The organism is Candidatus Accumulibacter phosphatis, from assembly GCF_000024165.1.
GTDB classification, from domain to species: domain Bacteria; phylum Pseudomonadota; class Gammaproteobacteria; order Burkholderiales; family Rhodocyclaceae; genus Accumulibacter; species Accumulibacter phosphatis.
Genome location: NC_013194.1, coordinates 1,576,058 through 1,592,536 on the forward strand (window position 1 = coordinate 1,576,058; position 16,479 = coordinate 1,592,536).

The 16,479-nt window shown below is 65.2% G+C and carries 16 protein-coding genes; 3 read left to right on the top strand and 13 right to left on the bottom strand.

Features of this window, described 5'->3' with window-relative positions; genetic code table 11:
- The first annotated feature begins 43 nt into the window (after positions 1-43).
- From CAP2UW1_RS06940 to CAP2UW1_RS06950, 3 genes are all read left to right on the top strand, one after another.
- The gene (locus CAP2UW1_RS06940) at positions 44-1,357 is read left to right on the top strand and encodes a Card1-like endonuclease domain-containing protein (RefSeq protein ID WP_015765946.1); all 1,314 of its coding nucleotides are present in this window, start codon (positions 44-46) and stop codon (positions 1,355-1,357) included.
- Positions 1,358-1,433: 76 nt separating this feature from the next.
- On the top strand, positions 1,434-1,799 hold the full coding sequence (locus CAP2UW1_RS25995; RefSeq protein WP_041567744.1) for a hypothetical protein: 366 nt from the start codon (positions 1,434-1,436) through the stop codon (positions 1,797-1,799).
- The gene (locus CAP2UW1_RS06950; protein WP_015765948.1) at positions 1,796-2,437 is read left to right on the top strand and encodes a zeta toxin family protein; all 642 of its coding nucleotides are present in this window, start codon (positions 1,796-1,798) and stop codon (positions 2,435-2,437) included. Before CAP2UW1_RS25995 ends, CAP2UW1_RS06950 begins: the two co-directional genes overlap by 4 nt.
- A gap of 12 nt (positions 2,438-2,449) precedes the next feature.
- Here the strand turns inward: CAP2UW1_RS06950 and CAP2UW1_RS06955 are convergent, their stop codons facing one another.
- From CAP2UW1_RS06955 to CAP2UW1_RS07015, 13 genes are all read right to left on the bottom strand, one after another.
- The gene (locus CAP2UW1_RS06955; RefSeq protein WP_015765949.1) at positions 2,450-2,746 is read right to left on the bottom strand and encodes a hypothetical protein; all 297 of its coding nucleotides are present in this window, start codon (positions 2,744-2,746) and stop codon (positions 2,450-2,452) included.
- Positions 2,743-3,414, bottom strand: a complete 672-nt coding sequence (locus CAP2UW1_RS06960) for an NHL repeat-containing protein (RefSeq protein ID WP_015765950.1) — start codon at positions 3,412-3,414, stop codon at positions 2,743-2,745. Before CAP2UW1_RS06960 ends, CAP2UW1_RS06955 begins: the two co-directional genes overlap by 4 nt.
- A gap of 9 nt (positions 3,415-3,423) precedes the next feature.
- Positions 3,424-4,095, bottom strand: coding sequence for a carbonic anhydrase (locus CAP2UW1_RS06965; protein WP_015765951.1), 672 nt, complete (start codon positions 4,093-4,095; stop codon positions 3,424-3,426).
- 8 nt (positions 4,096-4,103) lie between these two features.
- Positions 4,104-4,760, bottom strand: coding sequence for a glutathione transferase (gene yfcF, locus CAP2UW1_RS06970; RefSeq protein ID WP_015765952.1), 657 nt, complete (start codon positions 4,758-4,760; stop codon positions 4,104-4,106).
- A gap of 362 nt (positions 4,761-5,122) precedes the next feature.
- Positions 5,123-5,575: a TerB family tellurite resistance protein gene (locus tag CAP2UW1_RS06975; RefSeq protein ID WP_015765953.1), complete on the bottom strand. Its 453-nt coding sequence runs from the start codon at positions 5,573-5,575 to the stop codon at positions 5,123-5,125.
- 10 nt (positions 5,576-5,585) lie between these two features.
- Positions 5,586-7,433, bottom strand: coding sequence for an ATP-binding protein (locus tag CAP2UW1_RS06980; protein WP_015765954.1), 1,848 nt, complete (start codon positions 7,431-7,433; stop codon positions 5,586-5,588).
- 15 nt (positions 7,434-7,448) lie between these two features.
- Complete coding sequence (locus tag CAP2UW1_RS06985) at positions 7,449-8,159, bottom strand: PspA/IM30 family protein (RefSeq protein ID WP_015765955.1); 711 nt, start codon at positions 8,157-8,159, stop codon at positions 7,449-7,451.
- Positions 8,160-8,252: 93 nt separating this feature from the next.
- A complete protein-coding gene (locus CAP2UW1_RS06990) occupies positions 8,253-9,128 on the bottom strand; it encodes an AAA family ATPase (protein WP_015765956.1) in 876 nt (291 codons plus the stop codon).
- Between the two features lie 2 nt (positions 9,129-9,130).
- A complete protein-coding gene (locus CAP2UW1_RS06995) occupies positions 9,131-9,997 on the bottom strand; it encodes an ABC transporter ATP-binding protein (protein ID WP_015765957.1) in 867 nt (288 codons plus the stop codon).
- A complete protein-coding gene (locus tag CAP2UW1_RS07000) occupies positions 9,994-10,791 on the bottom strand; it encodes an ABC transporter permease (RefSeq protein WP_015765958.1) in 798 nt (265 codons plus the stop codon). Before CAP2UW1_RS07000 ends, CAP2UW1_RS06995 begins: the two co-directional genes overlap by 4 nt.
- A gap of 10 nt (positions 10,792-10,801) precedes the next feature.
- Entirely contained in the window at positions 10,802-12,502 is a 1,701-nt protein-coding gene (locus tag CAP2UW1_RS07005; RefSeq protein ID WP_015765959.1) for a phosphate ABC transporter substrate-binding/OmpA family protein, read from the bottom strand.
- Between the two features lie 31 nt (positions 12,503-12,533).
- Positions 12,534-13,253 carry a hypothetical protein gene (locus CAP2UW1_RS07010; protein WP_015765960.1) on the bottom strand — a complete coding sequence of 240 codons (720 nt, stop codon included), beginning with the start codon at positions 13,251-13,253 and terminating at the stop codon, positions 12,534-12,536.
- 227 nt (positions 13,254-13,480) lie between these two features.
- The gene (locus CAP2UW1_RS07015; RefSeq protein ID WP_015765961.1) at positions 13,481-16,456 is read right to left on the bottom strand and encodes a caspase family protein; all 2,976 of its coding nucleotides are present in this window, start codon (positions 16,454-16,456) and stop codon (positions 13,481-13,483) included.
- Positions 16,457-16,479: the final 23 nt, after the last annotated feature.

The following is a 16,479-nucleotide window of genomic DNA, read 5'->3' on the forward strand; positions in this document are numbered from 1 at the left end:
CGATCTGTCCCTGTTTGGCCTGTTTTCGGACAGAAGGCGCACAATGGCAGTCCTTCACGACTACTCGAAAAGGCCAATGCCTCTCGCGCCGCGCATTCTCGTCTGCCTTGCCTCCGAGCACATCATGCAGAACACGCTGCCTGCACTGCGCCTGCGGCCCGCGCACGTCGTCATCGCGGCCAGTGACGCCGAGCCCGCGCGCAAGGGCGCCGACCAGGTCGGCCAGGTACTGCACGATGCGGGCTGGCCCGCTGGGGCGGTCCGGATTGTCGAGCACGCTCCCGACCATGATCTTGCGAGCGTCGCCCGGTATGCCCGCGAACTTGCCACCGATCTGCAGCATCGGCATCCAGGACTGCCGATCGATCTCAATGCCAGCGGCGGCACCAAGGTGATGTCCTTCGGCTTCCTCGGAGCGTTCGCCGGCCTCGGCGATGCCTGGTATTGCGATGTACGCCACGGCCTGCTCGAACATCTGGGCGGCGCCGCATCCCTGGCCTTGCCGGCCGACATGCTCAGGCTGACCGATGCCCTGCAGATGCAGGGCTATCGCGTGGTCGCCGATCCCACCTGGGACATTGATTTCGCCAGCGCTGCCGCCGCGCGCGCCGACCTGACCGATCTTCTCGCGCGCGAGGCACCGCAGCTGAATGGCTTTTTCGGTTACGTCAATCGCCTTACGCGCGCAGCGCTACCGCAGACCCGGCCCGACGGGAGTCTGACACGGCCCTTCCGGCGCGAAGTTATCGCCGAACGCCAGTTGTTCAGGAGCAACCACGAACTGGCGCGCCTGTTCGAGCAATCCGCCATCTGGCAATGGGACGCTGATCGCTGCTTCGTGTTCGCCGACGAGGCTGCCGCCAGGTACGCTGGTGGCGGCTGGCTGGAGGAGTGGACCTGGCTCACGCTGGCCAGGCTGCAGGCCGACGGTGTCATTCCAGATGGTTACTGGGGCACCAATGTGCGCATCGGCGCCGGCTGTGGGATGCCAGAGATGGCGGGCAACGAACTCGATGCGGCCCTGGTGTGGCGCAACCAGTTGCTGGTGCTCGAATGCAAGACGGGCGTGCAGATCAGCACCGAAGGCGGGAGCCAGGCGATTCTCAATCGCCTCGACAGCCTGCGCCGCCACGTTGGTGGCGCGCTCGGCGAGACCTGGCTGCTGACTGCGCGGCGGCTGCAGCAGGGCCCCGGCTGTGCCGCGCGCGAGCGTGCCCGCGCCTATCGCATCCGCCTGATCGAACCGGAGCAACTCGTGCACCTGCGTACGGAGGTCTGCGAGTGGATGGGTGTCGACGGGCAGCCGTCCACGGCTTCGACGCGCGGCACGGCCGTCGGCACGGACGGGTCCGACTGAAGATTCGGCGTAGAAGCGATTGCGCTGCTCGCGGTCTGGCCAGTGGGCTGGCGAACCGGTGTGGACAGACGGAAGCATGTCCATTCGCCTCGCCGTCGCTGCGCGCTCGCCCGCGTTGGCTGCTGGCGCCGCCGGCTTGATGGCGGTTACGCGCTGCCAACTTCCGGCTCGCCGGTCGCCGCTTGAGTTAGAATGCCGTTTGGCCGTCGAAGATGAGCGGCAATCCATCAACGTTGATCGCTTCTGGAGAAAAGAGATGCAACCACAAGCATTCGATCTGAACGACATCTTCCACGAACCCTCCGACGAGCAACTCGATGCGCTGATGGAAGAGGTTGCCGCGGCGGCGCGCAGGCATTCGCAGTCGGCGCGTGAACAATTGATGCTCCGCCTGCGTGCCGAGATCACCGCGATCAAGCTGCCCAGTCGCGCCGGGAAATGACCGCTGGCGACAAGCCGCGGCTGATCGTCGTCGCCGGCCCCAACGGTTCAGGAAAGACCTCGATCACGCAACAGTTGCTGATGCACGAGTGGATGGGCGGTTGCGTGTACGTCAATCCCGACTTCATTGCCCGCGATGAGTTTGGCGACTGGAACTCGCCCGAGGCGGTCATCAAGGCAGCCGAGCGGGCGACCGAGATTCGCGAACACTGCCTGACGAGCGGTCTCAGCCTGGCCTTTGAAACCGTTCTCTCGGCACCCGACAAGCTCGACTTCATCAGCCGCGCGAAAGACGCCGGTTTCTTCATCCGCCTGTTTTTCGTCGGCACCGACGACCCGTCGATCAACGCCAAGCGGGTCGCCATGCGGGTCATGGAGGGCGGGCACGACGTTCCCATCCCAAAGATCATCGCGCGCTACACCCGGTCGCTGGCTTGTTGCTACTTTGCCGCCTGGCTGGCTGACCGCACCTACGTCTACGACAATTCGGTCGACGACGCCCGCGCCAGGCTCCTGTTTCGCGCTTCCCAAGGTCAGTTGGTGAAAACCTACGGTGAGATCAATGCGTGGGCCAGAGAGATCGCGCAAAGGCTGCTTCCCGTTCTCTCGGACGAACCGCCCGCGTCGCCATTGGCGTGATCTGTCGCCACTCTATTTGCGAAGCGCTGCTTTCCAGTCACGGAAGATGTCGAGGTCCACGCCGTCCCGGTAGTTCAGCAAACCGGGAGTGAAGCCCTTCTTGCCCTTCTTGCCCTTTTCGCCGTACTGCCAGATGACTTGCCTGGTCTTGCGGTCGATCACGACAACCCGGTCGTTCAGGTCGTCCACCACCAGGACATCGCCGGTATCGGGCAGTTCCCGCGCCATCGAGCAGTGGTCCAGCATCCCGTCACCGTCCTTGACGAAGTATTCCCAGGCGATCTTGCGCGTCGCCGGGTCGAAGATCACGACGCTCTGGGCTTCCAGAAATCCGCCACGATGACCTGCTTGCCGTCCACCGTCGGGAAGGCATCCGAGGGGTAGCGGATGTTGGGCGCCTTGACGCTGCACAGCACCTTGCCTTCGCGGGTGATGCGCGAGATCCAGGCGTCCCTGATTGCGGTAACCAGGATGTCGCCGTTGTCCATCGGCGTCGCTCCGTTGGGGTAGGCCAGTTCGTGCGGCGGGTTGTGCCGGCACCGGCCCGGCGTGCCCCATTGGCTGACGAGCTTGTTGTCCGGGGGGTCGATGATCAGCACGCGGCAGTTGCGAATGTCGGCGGTGATGAACTTGCCGTCGGCGAGCAGGTGCGCGTCGTCAGGGTAGTTCAACAGCCCGTCGGCGCTGCCGCGGGTGTCGGGTGTGCCGCAGGTCCAGATGAGTGCGCGCTTTTCGTAGTCGACGAGGTGAACATCGAAGTTGTCTTCCTCGCTCACGGCCAACTGTTTGCCGTCGGCCGAGAAGTTGACGTCTTCGTTGCCGCGATAGACCTTCAGGTTCGGCGAGGGAAATTCCCAGACGATACGCTTGTCGGGCGCCACTTCCAGCAGGCGGTTGTTGCGCCGATCGGCGATGACGATCGGGTAAGGTGGCGGTTTGCCCCCGGACGGCACCGGGTTCTTGCGGTTTCCCGTCACTGGCGGATATCAGAGACTTTCCATCACCACTCGCTGATTCAGCGGCTGCACCGGTCGGGCATTGTCGGCAAAGCGCTCCCGATAGCGCGCCAGTTGGCCGGCGGAGAGCTCCAGCGCTTGCTTGAGCACGATCCAGTCGACGCCCTCGGTGCAGGGCGGGCTGGTCAGGGAACCCGGATAGCGGTAATAGCGGCGCGAGGTCGGCAGGAGGCGGCTGACGTCGACCATGATCCCCGGCGGCGCATGATCGCCGTCGGCACGTGCCGGAATGAGCGGCAACAGTGCGGCCAGCAGAGGGTTTTCGGCGCCAAGGCGAAACAGCACCACGACCGCCAGCAACTGTCCGGAGGGGCTCTTGTGCAGCAGATGCGCAGCCATCGGGAACTCCTCCCCGGCGATGCGGTCGCCACTCGGGGTGTGAAAGTGGAACTGCTGCAGCGCGTAACGCTGGGTGCCGATGTACAACTGGTTGCCATTGCCGAAGCGCACGCGTACCGTGTGCCCGTCGTCGGCGATCTTCAAGGGCGATGCGCGGTAGTCGAAGGTCAGGGGAGGCAGCTTCTGACGCGTGGGGGCAGTGATGTCGATTGGCGACTGCTGGCGCCCGGTCTCGCAGGTCGATGCCCAGGCGTGGGCGGCGGACAGGACAGCCGCCAAGAGAAGCAACACAAGGTGTTTCATGGCGGATGTCACAACGTGCGCTCTGCCGATGCCGCGACGGCTTGCTCAATCCATTGCCGAACCGATGGACGTTGCCATTGTTGCTGCGCGTAGGCAGCCAGCCTGTCGGGTACGGCATCGCCGTTCATGACCAGGCGGTTGAGCATCAATGCCAGGTCTGTGTCGGCAATGCTCCATTCGCCGAAGAGATCGGTTGCGCCTTTGCCGAGCAGCGCGTCGCTGGCGGCAAAGAGCCTGTTGGCAGATGCCCTGGCTGCGTCCGAGAGCGGTTGGTCGCTCGGTTTCAGGAATACCACTTCGGTCGGGCGTTCCTGCCGAATCGCCAGGAAGTCGCTGCGCAGCCAGGCCTGAATCTGCCGGGCCCTGGCACGGGGGCGAAGCGCGCCTGGAAAGATGGCGCGGTAGCCTGGGCTGGGGAAGGCCTCGTCAAGGTACTCGGCGATGGCCGACGATTCGGCAAGGCTGAAATCACCATGCCGCAACATCGGCACGCGACAGGTGAGCGAAGTGGATGCATACTCGGCACTGTAGTTTTCGCGTGCCGCCAGATCCAGCGAGCGGATGGCGAAGGCCAGGCCCTTCTCCTGCAGCGCGACGAAGGCGGACATCGCGTACGGGCTGAGAAAACGCGACTCGACGTAAAGAGTGAGTTGATTGGTGGCCACCGTGGTCTCCTTGCGGGCTTGATTCCCGCGATTATGCGCCCTCCCGATGCGACGCAGGCGCAGCCATCGAAAGTCTCGTCCTGGACGTGTGCGGGCTGGTGGTACGGCGGCAGGTGGCCCTGACCGCCCTTGGTGTGATCATTTCCACGTCACCTGCTGAGCGCTCGCCGGTGGCGCCGCGCAGACCCGTCTGACTGCGCGATGCATTTCTGGAAGGCTTCAGTGTCGTTCTGCTCGTCGACGCGGTGCGCGCGGCGAATGCGCTACCCGATCACGGTGAGCGGGCGCTGGCGCCGATGTGCGCGCTTGGCGCGACTGCCGGAGATCTCGCCGAGGTGCACGCGTGATCCCGGGTCCGCTGGCTAGCCCAGTTCGCGGGCGACCACTGCCACTGAACCGGCGTCCGGGAGTCTGGCGAGGTGTGCGAGCATGTAATCCTTGACCAGGCCAAGCAGTTCATCGACGCGGTTTGCCGGCATACCGATCTCCGCGGCGACGGCGCGTACGGCAAGCAGTTCTTCGGCAATCAGCGAACCGTCGGCATAGGCGACCAGGAGGCAAGTGGCCAGGACCATGTCGCGTTGTGCCGCGGTCGGGAAGGCGCCGGCCGGGTTGATGTTCTGCGTCTCGGTCTGCAGCGAGTCGAAAGCCGGCCAATCATCGGCGCCGTTGCGACAGGCGTCATAGAACTGACGAATCAGCGTGACTTCCTCGGCGGTCCGGGCGCCGTCCACCTGGGCGATGCGCAGCAGTAACTGGGTGGCGGCGACCGTCTGGTCGGCACTGAGCGAAACGTCGGCAAACTGTGGAAACATGGCAACTCCTTTAGAGGTTGATCTGACGCCGGCAATCGGCGAGCCGGGTCTGGACTTCCTGGACCGATAGCGAGCGGAAGCGTTGCGGCAACAGTGAGCGCCGTGAGGTTTCCGAAACGGCCAGCATCTCCATGTAGCGCACCATCGCGACCTCCTGTGGCGGCATGAAATCGTCGATGGCACGGGCCAGGACAGCGGCGGTCAGGGGCGTCCGTTCGCGCTCGGCGAATTCGGCGGCGAGCAGGGCAACGGCTTCGAGATCGGCGTTCGAATAGCCGTCCAGCGCCTCGCAAGCGTCCTGCAGGGCGGCGGCGTCGAGTTCGCGCGCCACGTCGTAGCGCCGGAAAATGGCGCCGACGACAGCCGCCCGTTCGGCGGCCGTTTCGGCGTAGAAGAAGGGGATCTTGCGGTCGAGGCGTCCCGGACGCTTGATGTCGGTATCGAGCTTGTCCGGGCGGTTGGTCATCAGGATGAACAGGACCTCACCGCGGTTCTCGGGGTCGGACATGAACTCCTTGAGGCGGGCGATGACCCGCGACCCGGTGCCGCCGTCGGAGTCGCCGCCGGTGCCGAAACTGCGGTCGCCTTCGTCGATGACCAGGGCAATCGGCCCCATGGCCTTGACTGTCGCCAGTACGCGTTCGAGGTTCGCCTCGGTCGAACCGACCCACTTGGAGCGAAAATTCTTCAGCGCCACGCCCGACAGTCCGGCTTCCTTGAGAAACGCCTTGATCACGAAGGTCTTGCCGGCGCCCATCGGTCCGACCGCCAACAGCCCCATCGGCGCGCGCGCCCGGTCGCCACTGCGGATCAGGCGAGCGATTTCGAGCAGCTCACCCTTGATGTGCTCGTTGCCGCCGACGGTATCCAGCCCATGGCGAGGCTCGATGAACTCGATCAGGCCGGCACACTCTTTCTCGATCAACTCGCGCTTGCGCTGGCGGACGACGGCCATCATCTCGTTGGCCGGGTCCTCGGCATCGGGCAGTGCGCGCGTGGGATCGACGAGCTGCTGGATTTCGCTCGGTGCCATGCCGGCAGTGATGGCCGCCAGTCTTTGTGCCCGCTCGGCGGCGTTCGGGCTGCCCGCCAGCAGTTCGGCAATCAGGCTTCGCCGCTGCATCTCGTTCAGGCCCTGCGGCGCTTCGCTGGCGACGATGCTGGCCAGCTGGATAAGGCGTAGTCCGGCTGTCTGGTCAGCCAGGAGATCTGCCTCGCTGTTCGGCATGGTCGGTGCGTAATGCCGTATCGCCGCGCGGCGCGCCTCGTGGTCGGGCACCGGCAACTCGATGGCCACCACTCGCGGATGCGTCAGCAGCGCCGGGCTGATGTCGGCCAGCGATTCGCTCACCAGAATGACGACGTTGTCGCGATCGGCGAACTCCTCGTCCAGCGACCAGCGGTGCAGCGCGGTGAAGGCGCCGCGCTCGTCGAGCGACAGGAAATGCGGCTCGGCGGCCGGAAAGATCGTCCCGGCGTAGGGAATCAGCAGCGCACTCGAGCGTTGTTCGAGCATCTGCCGTTCGAGCGATTCGAAAATGCCGGCCAGTCCCTTGCCTTCGAGATGACGGTACAGCTCGGCCTTCCCCTGCGGACTGCTGCCGTGGACGACACGTACGCCGCGGTCGACGCTCAGTTCGAAGACCTGTTGCTTGTTGTCCTTGAGCAGCACGTCGCTGAGGAAGGGCAGCAAGGTGTAGTAGCGGTCGCCGACCCGGTAGCGGTCGAAGACATTACGGTAGAGGACGAAAACCGACGCCTCGCCGGCCAGGTACTTTTGCCGCAGCGTCTCCGCCCAGGCCGGCAGCGGCGGCCGGATGGCGCTTTCGGTATAGGAGGTGTTGCCGGCGTTGGTCATGGAGTTGTGGCGCGCCTACATTGACTTGCCGGCAGCATCGGCCTGCGTCGTCCGCGCGCGCTTCATTTCCTCGAGTTGCTGGCGCGCCGTCACGGCGCCGCTGCTCTGACGAAGCTTGGCGAGCTTGACGTCGAGGTCGGAATCGCGCAGTTCGGAGCCCATCTTGGCTTCGGCGACCGTCGTCTTGATGTGTTCGCGGACGTTGTCGAGCGCCCGCACTTCGGCATCGACCGACAGGCCATCGAGCTGATTCTGGATTTTCAGGCGGGCTTGCGCGCTGAGCATCTGCGCCAGCATGCGGTCCTTCTCGTCCTTGAGCTTCTGGATCTCGGACTTGACCTGCATCAGCGAGTCCTTGGCCTCCTGCGCGTCGTTGCGCGCCTGTTCCATATCCTGTTCGAGCGTCTTGATACTCGCGTCGAGCGAGTTCTTCTTCTGGATCAGGACGATGCCCAAGTCATCCTGGCCGGTGGCCAGCGCCGTATTGAGGTCGGCGGTTACCGCTGCCAGTTCGCTGCGCTCGCCTTCAAGCCGCGCCGAAATGTCCTCGCGGCGGCGCATGATCGCCGCCGTCGCGCTCTTCAACTTGCCGTACTTCTCGATCATCGAGTCGATTGCGTTCTGGTAGGCAATCTCCGGGTGCCGTTTTTCCACGTCGGTGATCCACAGCGAGACGAAGCCCGACCAGAGGTTGGACAGACGCCCCATGAAATTGATCTCAGCCATCGCCTTCTTCCTTTCGTAAACCGGTGCCCCGGCCAAACATGCGTAAACTGGTGACGTCGATCGTCATCAGTCGTTCCTAAAGATCAGCCGCGCTCAACCCTTGCCGGAACCAGCGATCGCGACCAGCCGCCGCGCACCGCCGCCGGTCACGGGCATGGCTACGTCGGGCAATACTTCGGCCAGGCCGCTCGCCAGATCCGCCTCGATATCTTCCTGCAGGCGCAGCTTGCCGACGGCCTCCTCAAGCCGGCTGCCGACGTCCTCGGACGCCGGCAGTGTCATGATCGTCTGGTAGATTTCGTCGAGCTGGTCGGGCATGGAGAGCATCGCCGCCTCGAGCGCCCGCCGCCGGCTCAGCATCCGGTTGTGCCGCTCGATCAGCGCCGCGTAGTCGCTGCGCGCCTTCTGAAGCTGCCGGGTATCGGTCCCCGGGCGCGGCGCCGCGAGTTCCTTTTCAATGCCGGCCAGCTTGCCATCGACTTCCCGCAGGTTGATCGATTCCACCCTGTCGTCGATCACCAGCGCGGACAACCACAAGCCGAGATACTCGACCGTCGCGTCGTCGAGTTGTTCGACGTCCCGGTAGGCCAGTCGAGACAGGCCGGCTTCCGCGCGCTGGTAGAGCGAGCCGACGCGCTCGAGCATTCGCTGATAGGTGCGCAGCCGCGTCGAGAACCCGTCGCGCTTGGCGGCGCGCTTCTGCAATTCGGCGATTAGCTGCTCACGCGATGCCTGCCGCGCCTTGGCCCGCCAGCGGCGGTCAACCTTTTCGCGAAACGTTGGCAGGGACGGGATGTGCAGGGCGGCGAGAACCTCGCCGGCGGCAAAGGCAATCAGCGGTACGGCGCCGACGCCGAAGCCGAAGGGAATCGACAGCAGTGCTCCCGCCGCCAGCGAGCCGAGAAGTGCGTAGAGATTGGCCTGACTGGTCAGGACCTCCCTGACGTAGGGTGGCTTGCCTTCGGTCATCGCTAGATCGTCACCCTGACCTGGCCCTTGCCGGGACTCGCATGCAACTGGTTGAGTATGCGTTCCTCGAGGCCCTGGGCCTCCGCCGAGCGCTGCCACGCCGCCGAGCGCGGGCGTGCCTCGCCGACCACGAAGTCATCAGCGACGCGCGCCGGCTGCGTCGACAGGACGATGACCCGGTCGCCGAGCATCAGCGCTTCGGTCACGTCGTGCGTCACGAAGACGACCAGACACGGCCATGACCGGTACAGATCGATGAGCAGTCTCTGCATTTCCTCGCGCGTCTGGGCATCGAGCGCGCCAAAGGGCTCATCCATAAGCAGTATCTTCGGCCGCAGGACCAGTGCGCGCGCCAGTGCCACGCGCTGGTTCTGGCCGCCCGAGAGCTGTGCCGGACGCAGGCCGGCCTTGTCCGCCAGACCGACCGCCTTGAGCATGTCGGCGACGCGCTGGCGCCATTCGGCTTCCGGCACGCGCGACTTCCACAGCTTGAGCCGAAACGGGAAGGCGACATTGTCGAACACCGAAAGATCCGGACGATTGGCATAGCGCTGGAAAACCATCACCGAGTCGTCATGGGCGCCCTGGCACTCGCTGCCGTCGATCAGGACGCTGCCCGAGGTCGGCGTCCTGACACCCATCGGCCGCACGCCGCCGAGCATGTGCAGCAGCGTGCTCTTGCCGCAGCCGGACGGTCCCAGCAGCATGTTGATGCCCGGCTTGTCGAAGCTCAGGGTGACGCGGTCGATGACGCGCGTGACGCCACCGGTTTCCGCCGGGTACTCCTGGACGATATCTTTGACGACGACGGACACCGACGTCGCGCCAGCCGTCTCTGCCGGCTTTGCTGCCGCCACTGCGGTATTCACTGCTGGGTCTCCCACGGATAAAGGCGGCGCTTGAGCCAGATCATCAACTGGTAGGTGGCCAGGGCGAGGGCAATGATCACCATGATGCCGGCAAAGACCTGGTCCCAGGCGCTGAAGCGGCGGGCGTTCTGAATCAACTGGCCAAGCCCCTCGCGGGCATTCACGTATTCGGCCACCGTGATGTAGGTCCACATCACCGAGAAAGCGACGATCACCGCGTCGGCGATGCGCGGCATGGCCATCGGTACGACCGCGCTGCGGATGCACTCCCAGGGTGTGGCACCCAGGTCGCGGGCGCCTATCCAGTAGCTTTGTGGTACCGCCTGAATGGCGTCGCGGACCATCGGAATCAGGTAAACGACCGCGCCGATGAACAGAAAAGCGATCTTCATCGACTCGCCGATGCCCATCCACATGACGAGAATCGGCAATAGCGCCACCACCGGTGCCGAGCGGAACGGGTCGACAAGCGGTGACAAGGCGGCGTTGACCTGCGGTGCAGCGCCCATGACGATGCCGATCGGAATGCCGATGAGAATGACCAGCAGGCCGGCGACGATCAGCCGGCCGACCGACCACAAGGTGGCCGTCAGCAGCATGCTCTGCCCGTCGTTCCAGGCCAGGTAGCCGAATGCCGAAACGACCTGCCACGGCGCCGGCAGCTTGGTCGCGCTGACCAGCCCGGAAGCCGCGACGGCGCTCCACAGCAGCAGCAGGGCGAGCACCGAGCCGACGCCGAGCAGGCGCCGCCGCTGCGGGTCCGGCGGCGCGTAAGGGTTCCAGAACTCGCGCATGGCCGCTGATCTAGCGGCCGCCGAAAACGGCTACCCGTGTCGTCCGGTTGATGGCCCGACAGTCTTCGAGCGACAGACCTTCGATGGCGGCATTGACTTCGTTGCACAGCGGGCGGTCGGGGCCATAGCCGACGATCTTGAAGCGCTCGCGCGGAAACTCCCATTGCTTGACCAGGTAGTCGACGACGGCCCGTGCGCGGGCCGCCGAAAGACGTTGATTCACCTCGCGCGAGCCGGTCGAGTCGGTATTGCCGCTGACCTCGAAGTAGGCCTTGCCGTTGTTCTCGATGAACGGCACCATTTCGCTATCGACGGTCTTCTCGGCGCGCTTGCTCAGTTCAGCACTGCCGGAAGGGAAACCGACGGTGACCGGCTTGGTCACTATGGCTTCCTTCTTCGTCGCTTCCTTGAGCGACGTTTCGGTGAAGGTGGTCTGCGGCTGAGCGGCGGCGGCGGCCGCCGGCTTGTCGCGGGCGAGCATCGCCTTGATGAAGCGGTAGTCGAAGCTGTCCTGCGGCGCAATCACCGGTGACTTCGGATTGGCGAGCGCACCGGCCTTGCGGTAGATCTCGTCGAAACGCTTGTAGACGCGCTCGTAGTGGTTGGTGCCGCCGGCAAGTCCGAGGATGCGAGCATTCTCCTCGACGCCGGTCCACACGACATTCGCGAACAAGCTCTTGACGAACGGTCGGCCTTCCTTGTCGGCGAGGAGCTTGAAGAACTCCTCGGTCTTCACCAGCGCTTCCACCGCGTTGTCGGGGTTGGCGCGCGCTGCCGGGACGCCTTCCATCCAGCCTTCGACGAACTTCTGGACGACTGCCTGACCCTCCGGCTTCGCCAGCAGGCGTGAGTCGCAGACCATCACGTCGAAGATCAGGTTGGTCGCCGTCTTCGTCGAATACACGACGTGCGCCCCCTTGACGTTGCGCAGGGCCAGTGCCAGGTCCGGATCCCAGAGTGCGGCCGCATCGACGTGGCCCGACTCGAGCGCCGCACGCACGCCGGCGGTGCCTTCCTCAGCGTTGATGAAGACCACCTTGACACTTTCCTTCTTGCGCGCGGTCAGCGAGGAATTATCGAGTGCGTCGATCAGCATGCCATGCGATGGCGTGAACTGGAGCAGGGCCACCGAACGTCCGGCGAGATCCTCGATCGACTTCACGGCCGGATCGCTGGCGATCACCGCGTCGCCGCCCTGCGTGTTGTCGACGACCATCACCGCCCGGCCGTCGAGGCCGGCGTTACGCAGGTTGGGCTGCTCCTGTGCCCAGAAGTCGGAAGTGCGCCACGCGCACTGGGCCGCGCCGGACTCGAAAATGGTTGCCAGGGTCGGGATGTCGTCCTGGATCACGAAGCGAACATTGACGTCCTTCTTGCTGTAGATCGATCCCGGCTGGGTGTCCAGGGCATTGCCGTTGGCGACCAGCGCCGGTGCATAGCCGTGAAAGCTGACCAGACTGACCTTCAACGGGTTGGCCGGGCTGCCGAGCGGCGCATTCTTGTCGTCGGACTGGGATGCCTTCGCCGCCGTCGCTGCCGGCTTGGGTTTGGCCGGTGCTTCGGCAGTTACGGTCGCCGGTTTCGCGGTGGCCGCTTCGCCGCCGCCACCGCCAAAGCGCTCCTTGAGGCCGAAGTTCCAGGCGAGCGAACCGGCCACGCCGATAACGATGATGGAAATCAGGCCCTTGGCCATCGGTGTGAGTTGCGCCATGTGGTTTCTCCTTGCGTAATTCTCTGCGGTGTCAGGCGTCTTTGAAGCTGGTCGGGATCTCGCGCAGGCGCTCGATCTCGGCGTCCATGCGGCGGGCTTCGCGCGCTGTCGATTCGCGAGCCGCTCGCAGACCCGCTTCCACGCTCGTCGCTTCCTGCGCCGCGCGCGTCACTTCACGTTCCAGCAGTTGTTCGAGTTCGGCGATCTGCTTGCGAATCGCCGCGGTCGAGTTGTCGAGAGCCAGCTTGATCTGGTTCACGACTTCTGCCGACTGTTGCTCGCGATCCTGCAATTGGGCGTTCAACTGTTGCTTGTAGGCATCGAGCGCCGAGATCTTTCGATCGGCATCGGCGATGCAGTCGCCGATTCGCCAATTGTCATCAGCCGCGTCCATCGCCAGCACGGCCGCCTTGCGCGTCCCCGCGTCCATCGCACGCAGTCCGTCGAGCAGGCGCAGGAGCTTCTCGGCCGGGTAGGGGGAGTCTGGCACGCCAGCGGCAGCGAAGATATCCGCCAGCGCGATGCCTTCCGCATCGCCAGCCAAGGGGTCGCTCGGGGCAGCGGCCACCGCTCGCGGCGCAACTGGCGAGACGTCGACCGATTCCTGCGGCATCCGGCCTGGGGCCGCATCCGCCTCGGCGACGGCGCTCGCGCCGGCGGTATGGGCTTCTGCCTCGCTGGCAGCCAGTCGCTCGTCTTCCGAGAGTTCGACCAGCCTTGCACGTGCGAGAAAATTCAGGATACCCTTCATTCCACCTCCCGGGATGGTAGACAATCTAGACAATCACGCGACTGCGCAAGATTCAGAGTCGGCGGATTATACGAACGAAACGGTCTGCAGCGAGAATCCCAGATAAAGAAGAAACAGAGTATCTCTGTCCTTGGCCAGCACAGTCAAGCCGCGCTGGCCTGGCCCGGATGGGGCTGGCGCGAGCGGCCGAGCCTGGTCTGGCAAGGCGCGCTGGGCTTCTTCGCCGCCTAGCGTTGGCCGAGGACGAGCGGGAAGTCGGGTACGCCGCTGGGGACGATGGTCACTGGCGATTGAGCGCCCTCGGTGAGCGCCTTGACACGTTCCGAGACATAGAGATCCAACATCTTGTGCGTGATGCGACCAGACTTGTTGTAGTCGGCTTTTCCACGCAGCCCCTCGAGGATGGCCTTGGTAAACGCGCCATTGCCCCAGTCCGAGGATTCCTGGGCGTACTGGCGCCCGGTAGCCGCGGCGAAAACGATGACGCCGTTGTCCGCACTCGACAACTCATTGATGACGGCGGTGGTATCGAGGCGGAGCGAGCGCGTGCCGGTGCCCAGCACATTGCCCGCATGGCAGGTGTCGATGAAGAACATCGCCTTGCCAGGCAGGGAGACGAGCGTGTTGCGGATCTCGCTGAAGATCACGCCGGTGCGTTTCAGGGCCTTGATGTTGACGTCCTGCGGCAGGAAGTAGTAGGTGCCGTCAGCATCATTGACGCCGTGGCCGGCAATGAAGACCATCGCGACGTCGCGCGCGGTGAGTTCCCGGCGGATCCACTCGAGCCCGTCAAGGACGTCGTCGCGCCTGGCGCCGCTGTCGGTGAGCAGGCGCACCGAGACCTTGCGATAAAGGCCGCCTTCCTGGGTCTTGAAGAAATTCGACAGGTCGGTCGAGTCCTTGGCGGCGAACTCGAGCTGGATCGCCGGATCCTGGTACTTGCTGACCCCGACCGCGAGCACGTAGAGCGCCGGCCGCAGGTCCACCCCTCCGGCGGCGCCGGCCGGTGGCACCGCGCCGCTGGACGCATTCGCCGCCGCCTCCTTGGCCGCGGCCGTTGCCGGCTTCTTGAGCGTCAGCGTCGCCTCGGGCGAGACACCGTGCTTGTTCTCGGCGAACAGGAGGAGTTGCGCGTCGAGCCCCGACACGGGAAGCGGTACCTCGTAGATGCTTTCGTTGCTGTCCGAGCGGGAACTCCGCAGCGCGGAAAGCGGCGGCAGGGCGACGGGTTGGCCGTTCACGCGCGCGCGCAGCCTCGTCACCGGCGCGTCAGCCGGCGCACGGACGGCGAGCTGCACTTTGATCTCGCTGCCGCCCGCCGTGCCCACCGTATCGGGCGAGACGATGCGAACCGTCGGCGGCAGTCGTTCGCGAATTGCCTGACCACCGGGTGGGGCCGTTGCGCCGGCCGGGAGTGCGGCCAGCGCAGCGCTGCCACTGCCCTTGCCGATCACTTCACTGAGCAGCTCCGGTCGGTAGTACTCGGCACGGAAGCGCGACACCGGATAGAAATCCGCTGCCTGCGCCGGGCCGCGATCGACTTGCCAGCCGATCAGGTTTTCGCCTCCCGGGCTGGCGGCGAAATGGCCGCCCGGCGTCCACATCACCCAGCGGCGTCCATCCGCTTGCGGGAAGAAAACGAGTTGCTCGCTGCCGTCCTGTTGCCGATACCAACGCAGCGTGCCATCGCTGAGTGCGGCAACCACCCAGCGTCCGTCGTCGCTGGTGTTGATCTGCCATACCGTGGCGGGCGCGGCGGTCCGCCACAACTCACGGCCGTTGCGGTCATACAGACGGATCTGGAAATTGGTCGCGATGGCAACACGGCTGCCGTCGCGCGCGACGCTCGCCGACAAGGACCACTCGTTGGCGTCCAGGCCAATCCCTTTGCCGTTGATCGACGGCTGTTGGCGTTCAAACCAGTTGTCTACCATGGTCTTGGCTGCCGATGTTCGCGGCGCCTGCCAGTCCTTTCCCGGTTTCGTCCAGGCGAGCTGGCGAATGTCGAAGGCATCGCCGCTACTCCCGGGCCGGGTTTCCTGGAAGGCCAGTGCGCCCCCATCCGCCGCCAGGCGGAAGCGGCTGCGCAAGTTGCGGAAGTCGAGCAAGCTGTTGCCGACGGCAAACAGCGGCTGACCGTTGGCGGCAAGCACTCCCCAGGCAGGATCGGCGGTCGCATAGAGCAGGCTGCCGTCGCGGGTGGCGTGCAGCGCCGTGATCGTATTGCGCGCCACCGGAAGTACTGCCGGTTCGCCCTGGCCAGTATCTGGCCAGGCCAGGATCGCAAATTGTCCCTTGTCGGTGACCCAGCTCCCGGCCGCGTACAGGCGCTTGCCGTCCGCGGACCAGGCGACGACACTCAGGCTGCGTGCCAGGCTCCCCTTGGTGCTAGACAGAACCTTGCGCGTTTTCAGGGTTTTGGCGTCGAGCAGGACGATGTTTCCCTGGTCCGAGGCGCCGACGGCGACGGTCTGCCCATCGGGTGAAAAAGCCAGGCCGAAAGGGATGCCGGTTCCAGCCGGCGTGCTCCGGGACAGCAGCTTGAGTCCTTTCGCTGTGACCTCGTAGGCGCGCACGAAGCCGTCCGCGCTGCTGACCACGACGTTCTTGCCGTCAGGCGACCAGGCTGTCGCATTCACCTCGTTCGAGTAGTCCGCGTCCCCCTGCAGTTCGCGCGCGCCCGTCCAGCCCTCGGCCCCGAGGAAGACGCGTACGCCCTGCCTACCCCACAGTCCGACGACGAGCGTTCTGCCGTCGGGAGAAAACGAGAGATGCGTCACCACATCGGGAAGGGCGGTTATGCGGTGGATGATCTGGCCGTCATGGCGGCGGACCAGATACAGGTCATTGCTCGCCGACCAACCTGCCGCCGCAACAAGCGCACCGTCGGGAGCCATCGCCACCGCATACAGCTTGCCGTCGTTGCCCGCACCGGAAGGTGGTCGGAAAACCGCCAGGAGCGAGCCGCTGGCGGCATCCCAGATGCGGGCGGTCTTGTCTTCGGACGCGGTGACGGCGTAGCGACCGTCACGGTCCATGCCTGCGGCACGAATCGGCGCCACATGGCTGCCGGTTTCGATGCGCAGGCTGGGCGTGGCTTCAACTCCCCGAGCGGTCGCCGGACCGACAGCCAGCAGGCCGCTTAGCAGCCAGCAGGCGACTGCCCAGCCGCAGTCGCGCCACGTCCACTTGTTTCGCAGCACGCTGGCCGGCCTCGGCGAGAGGG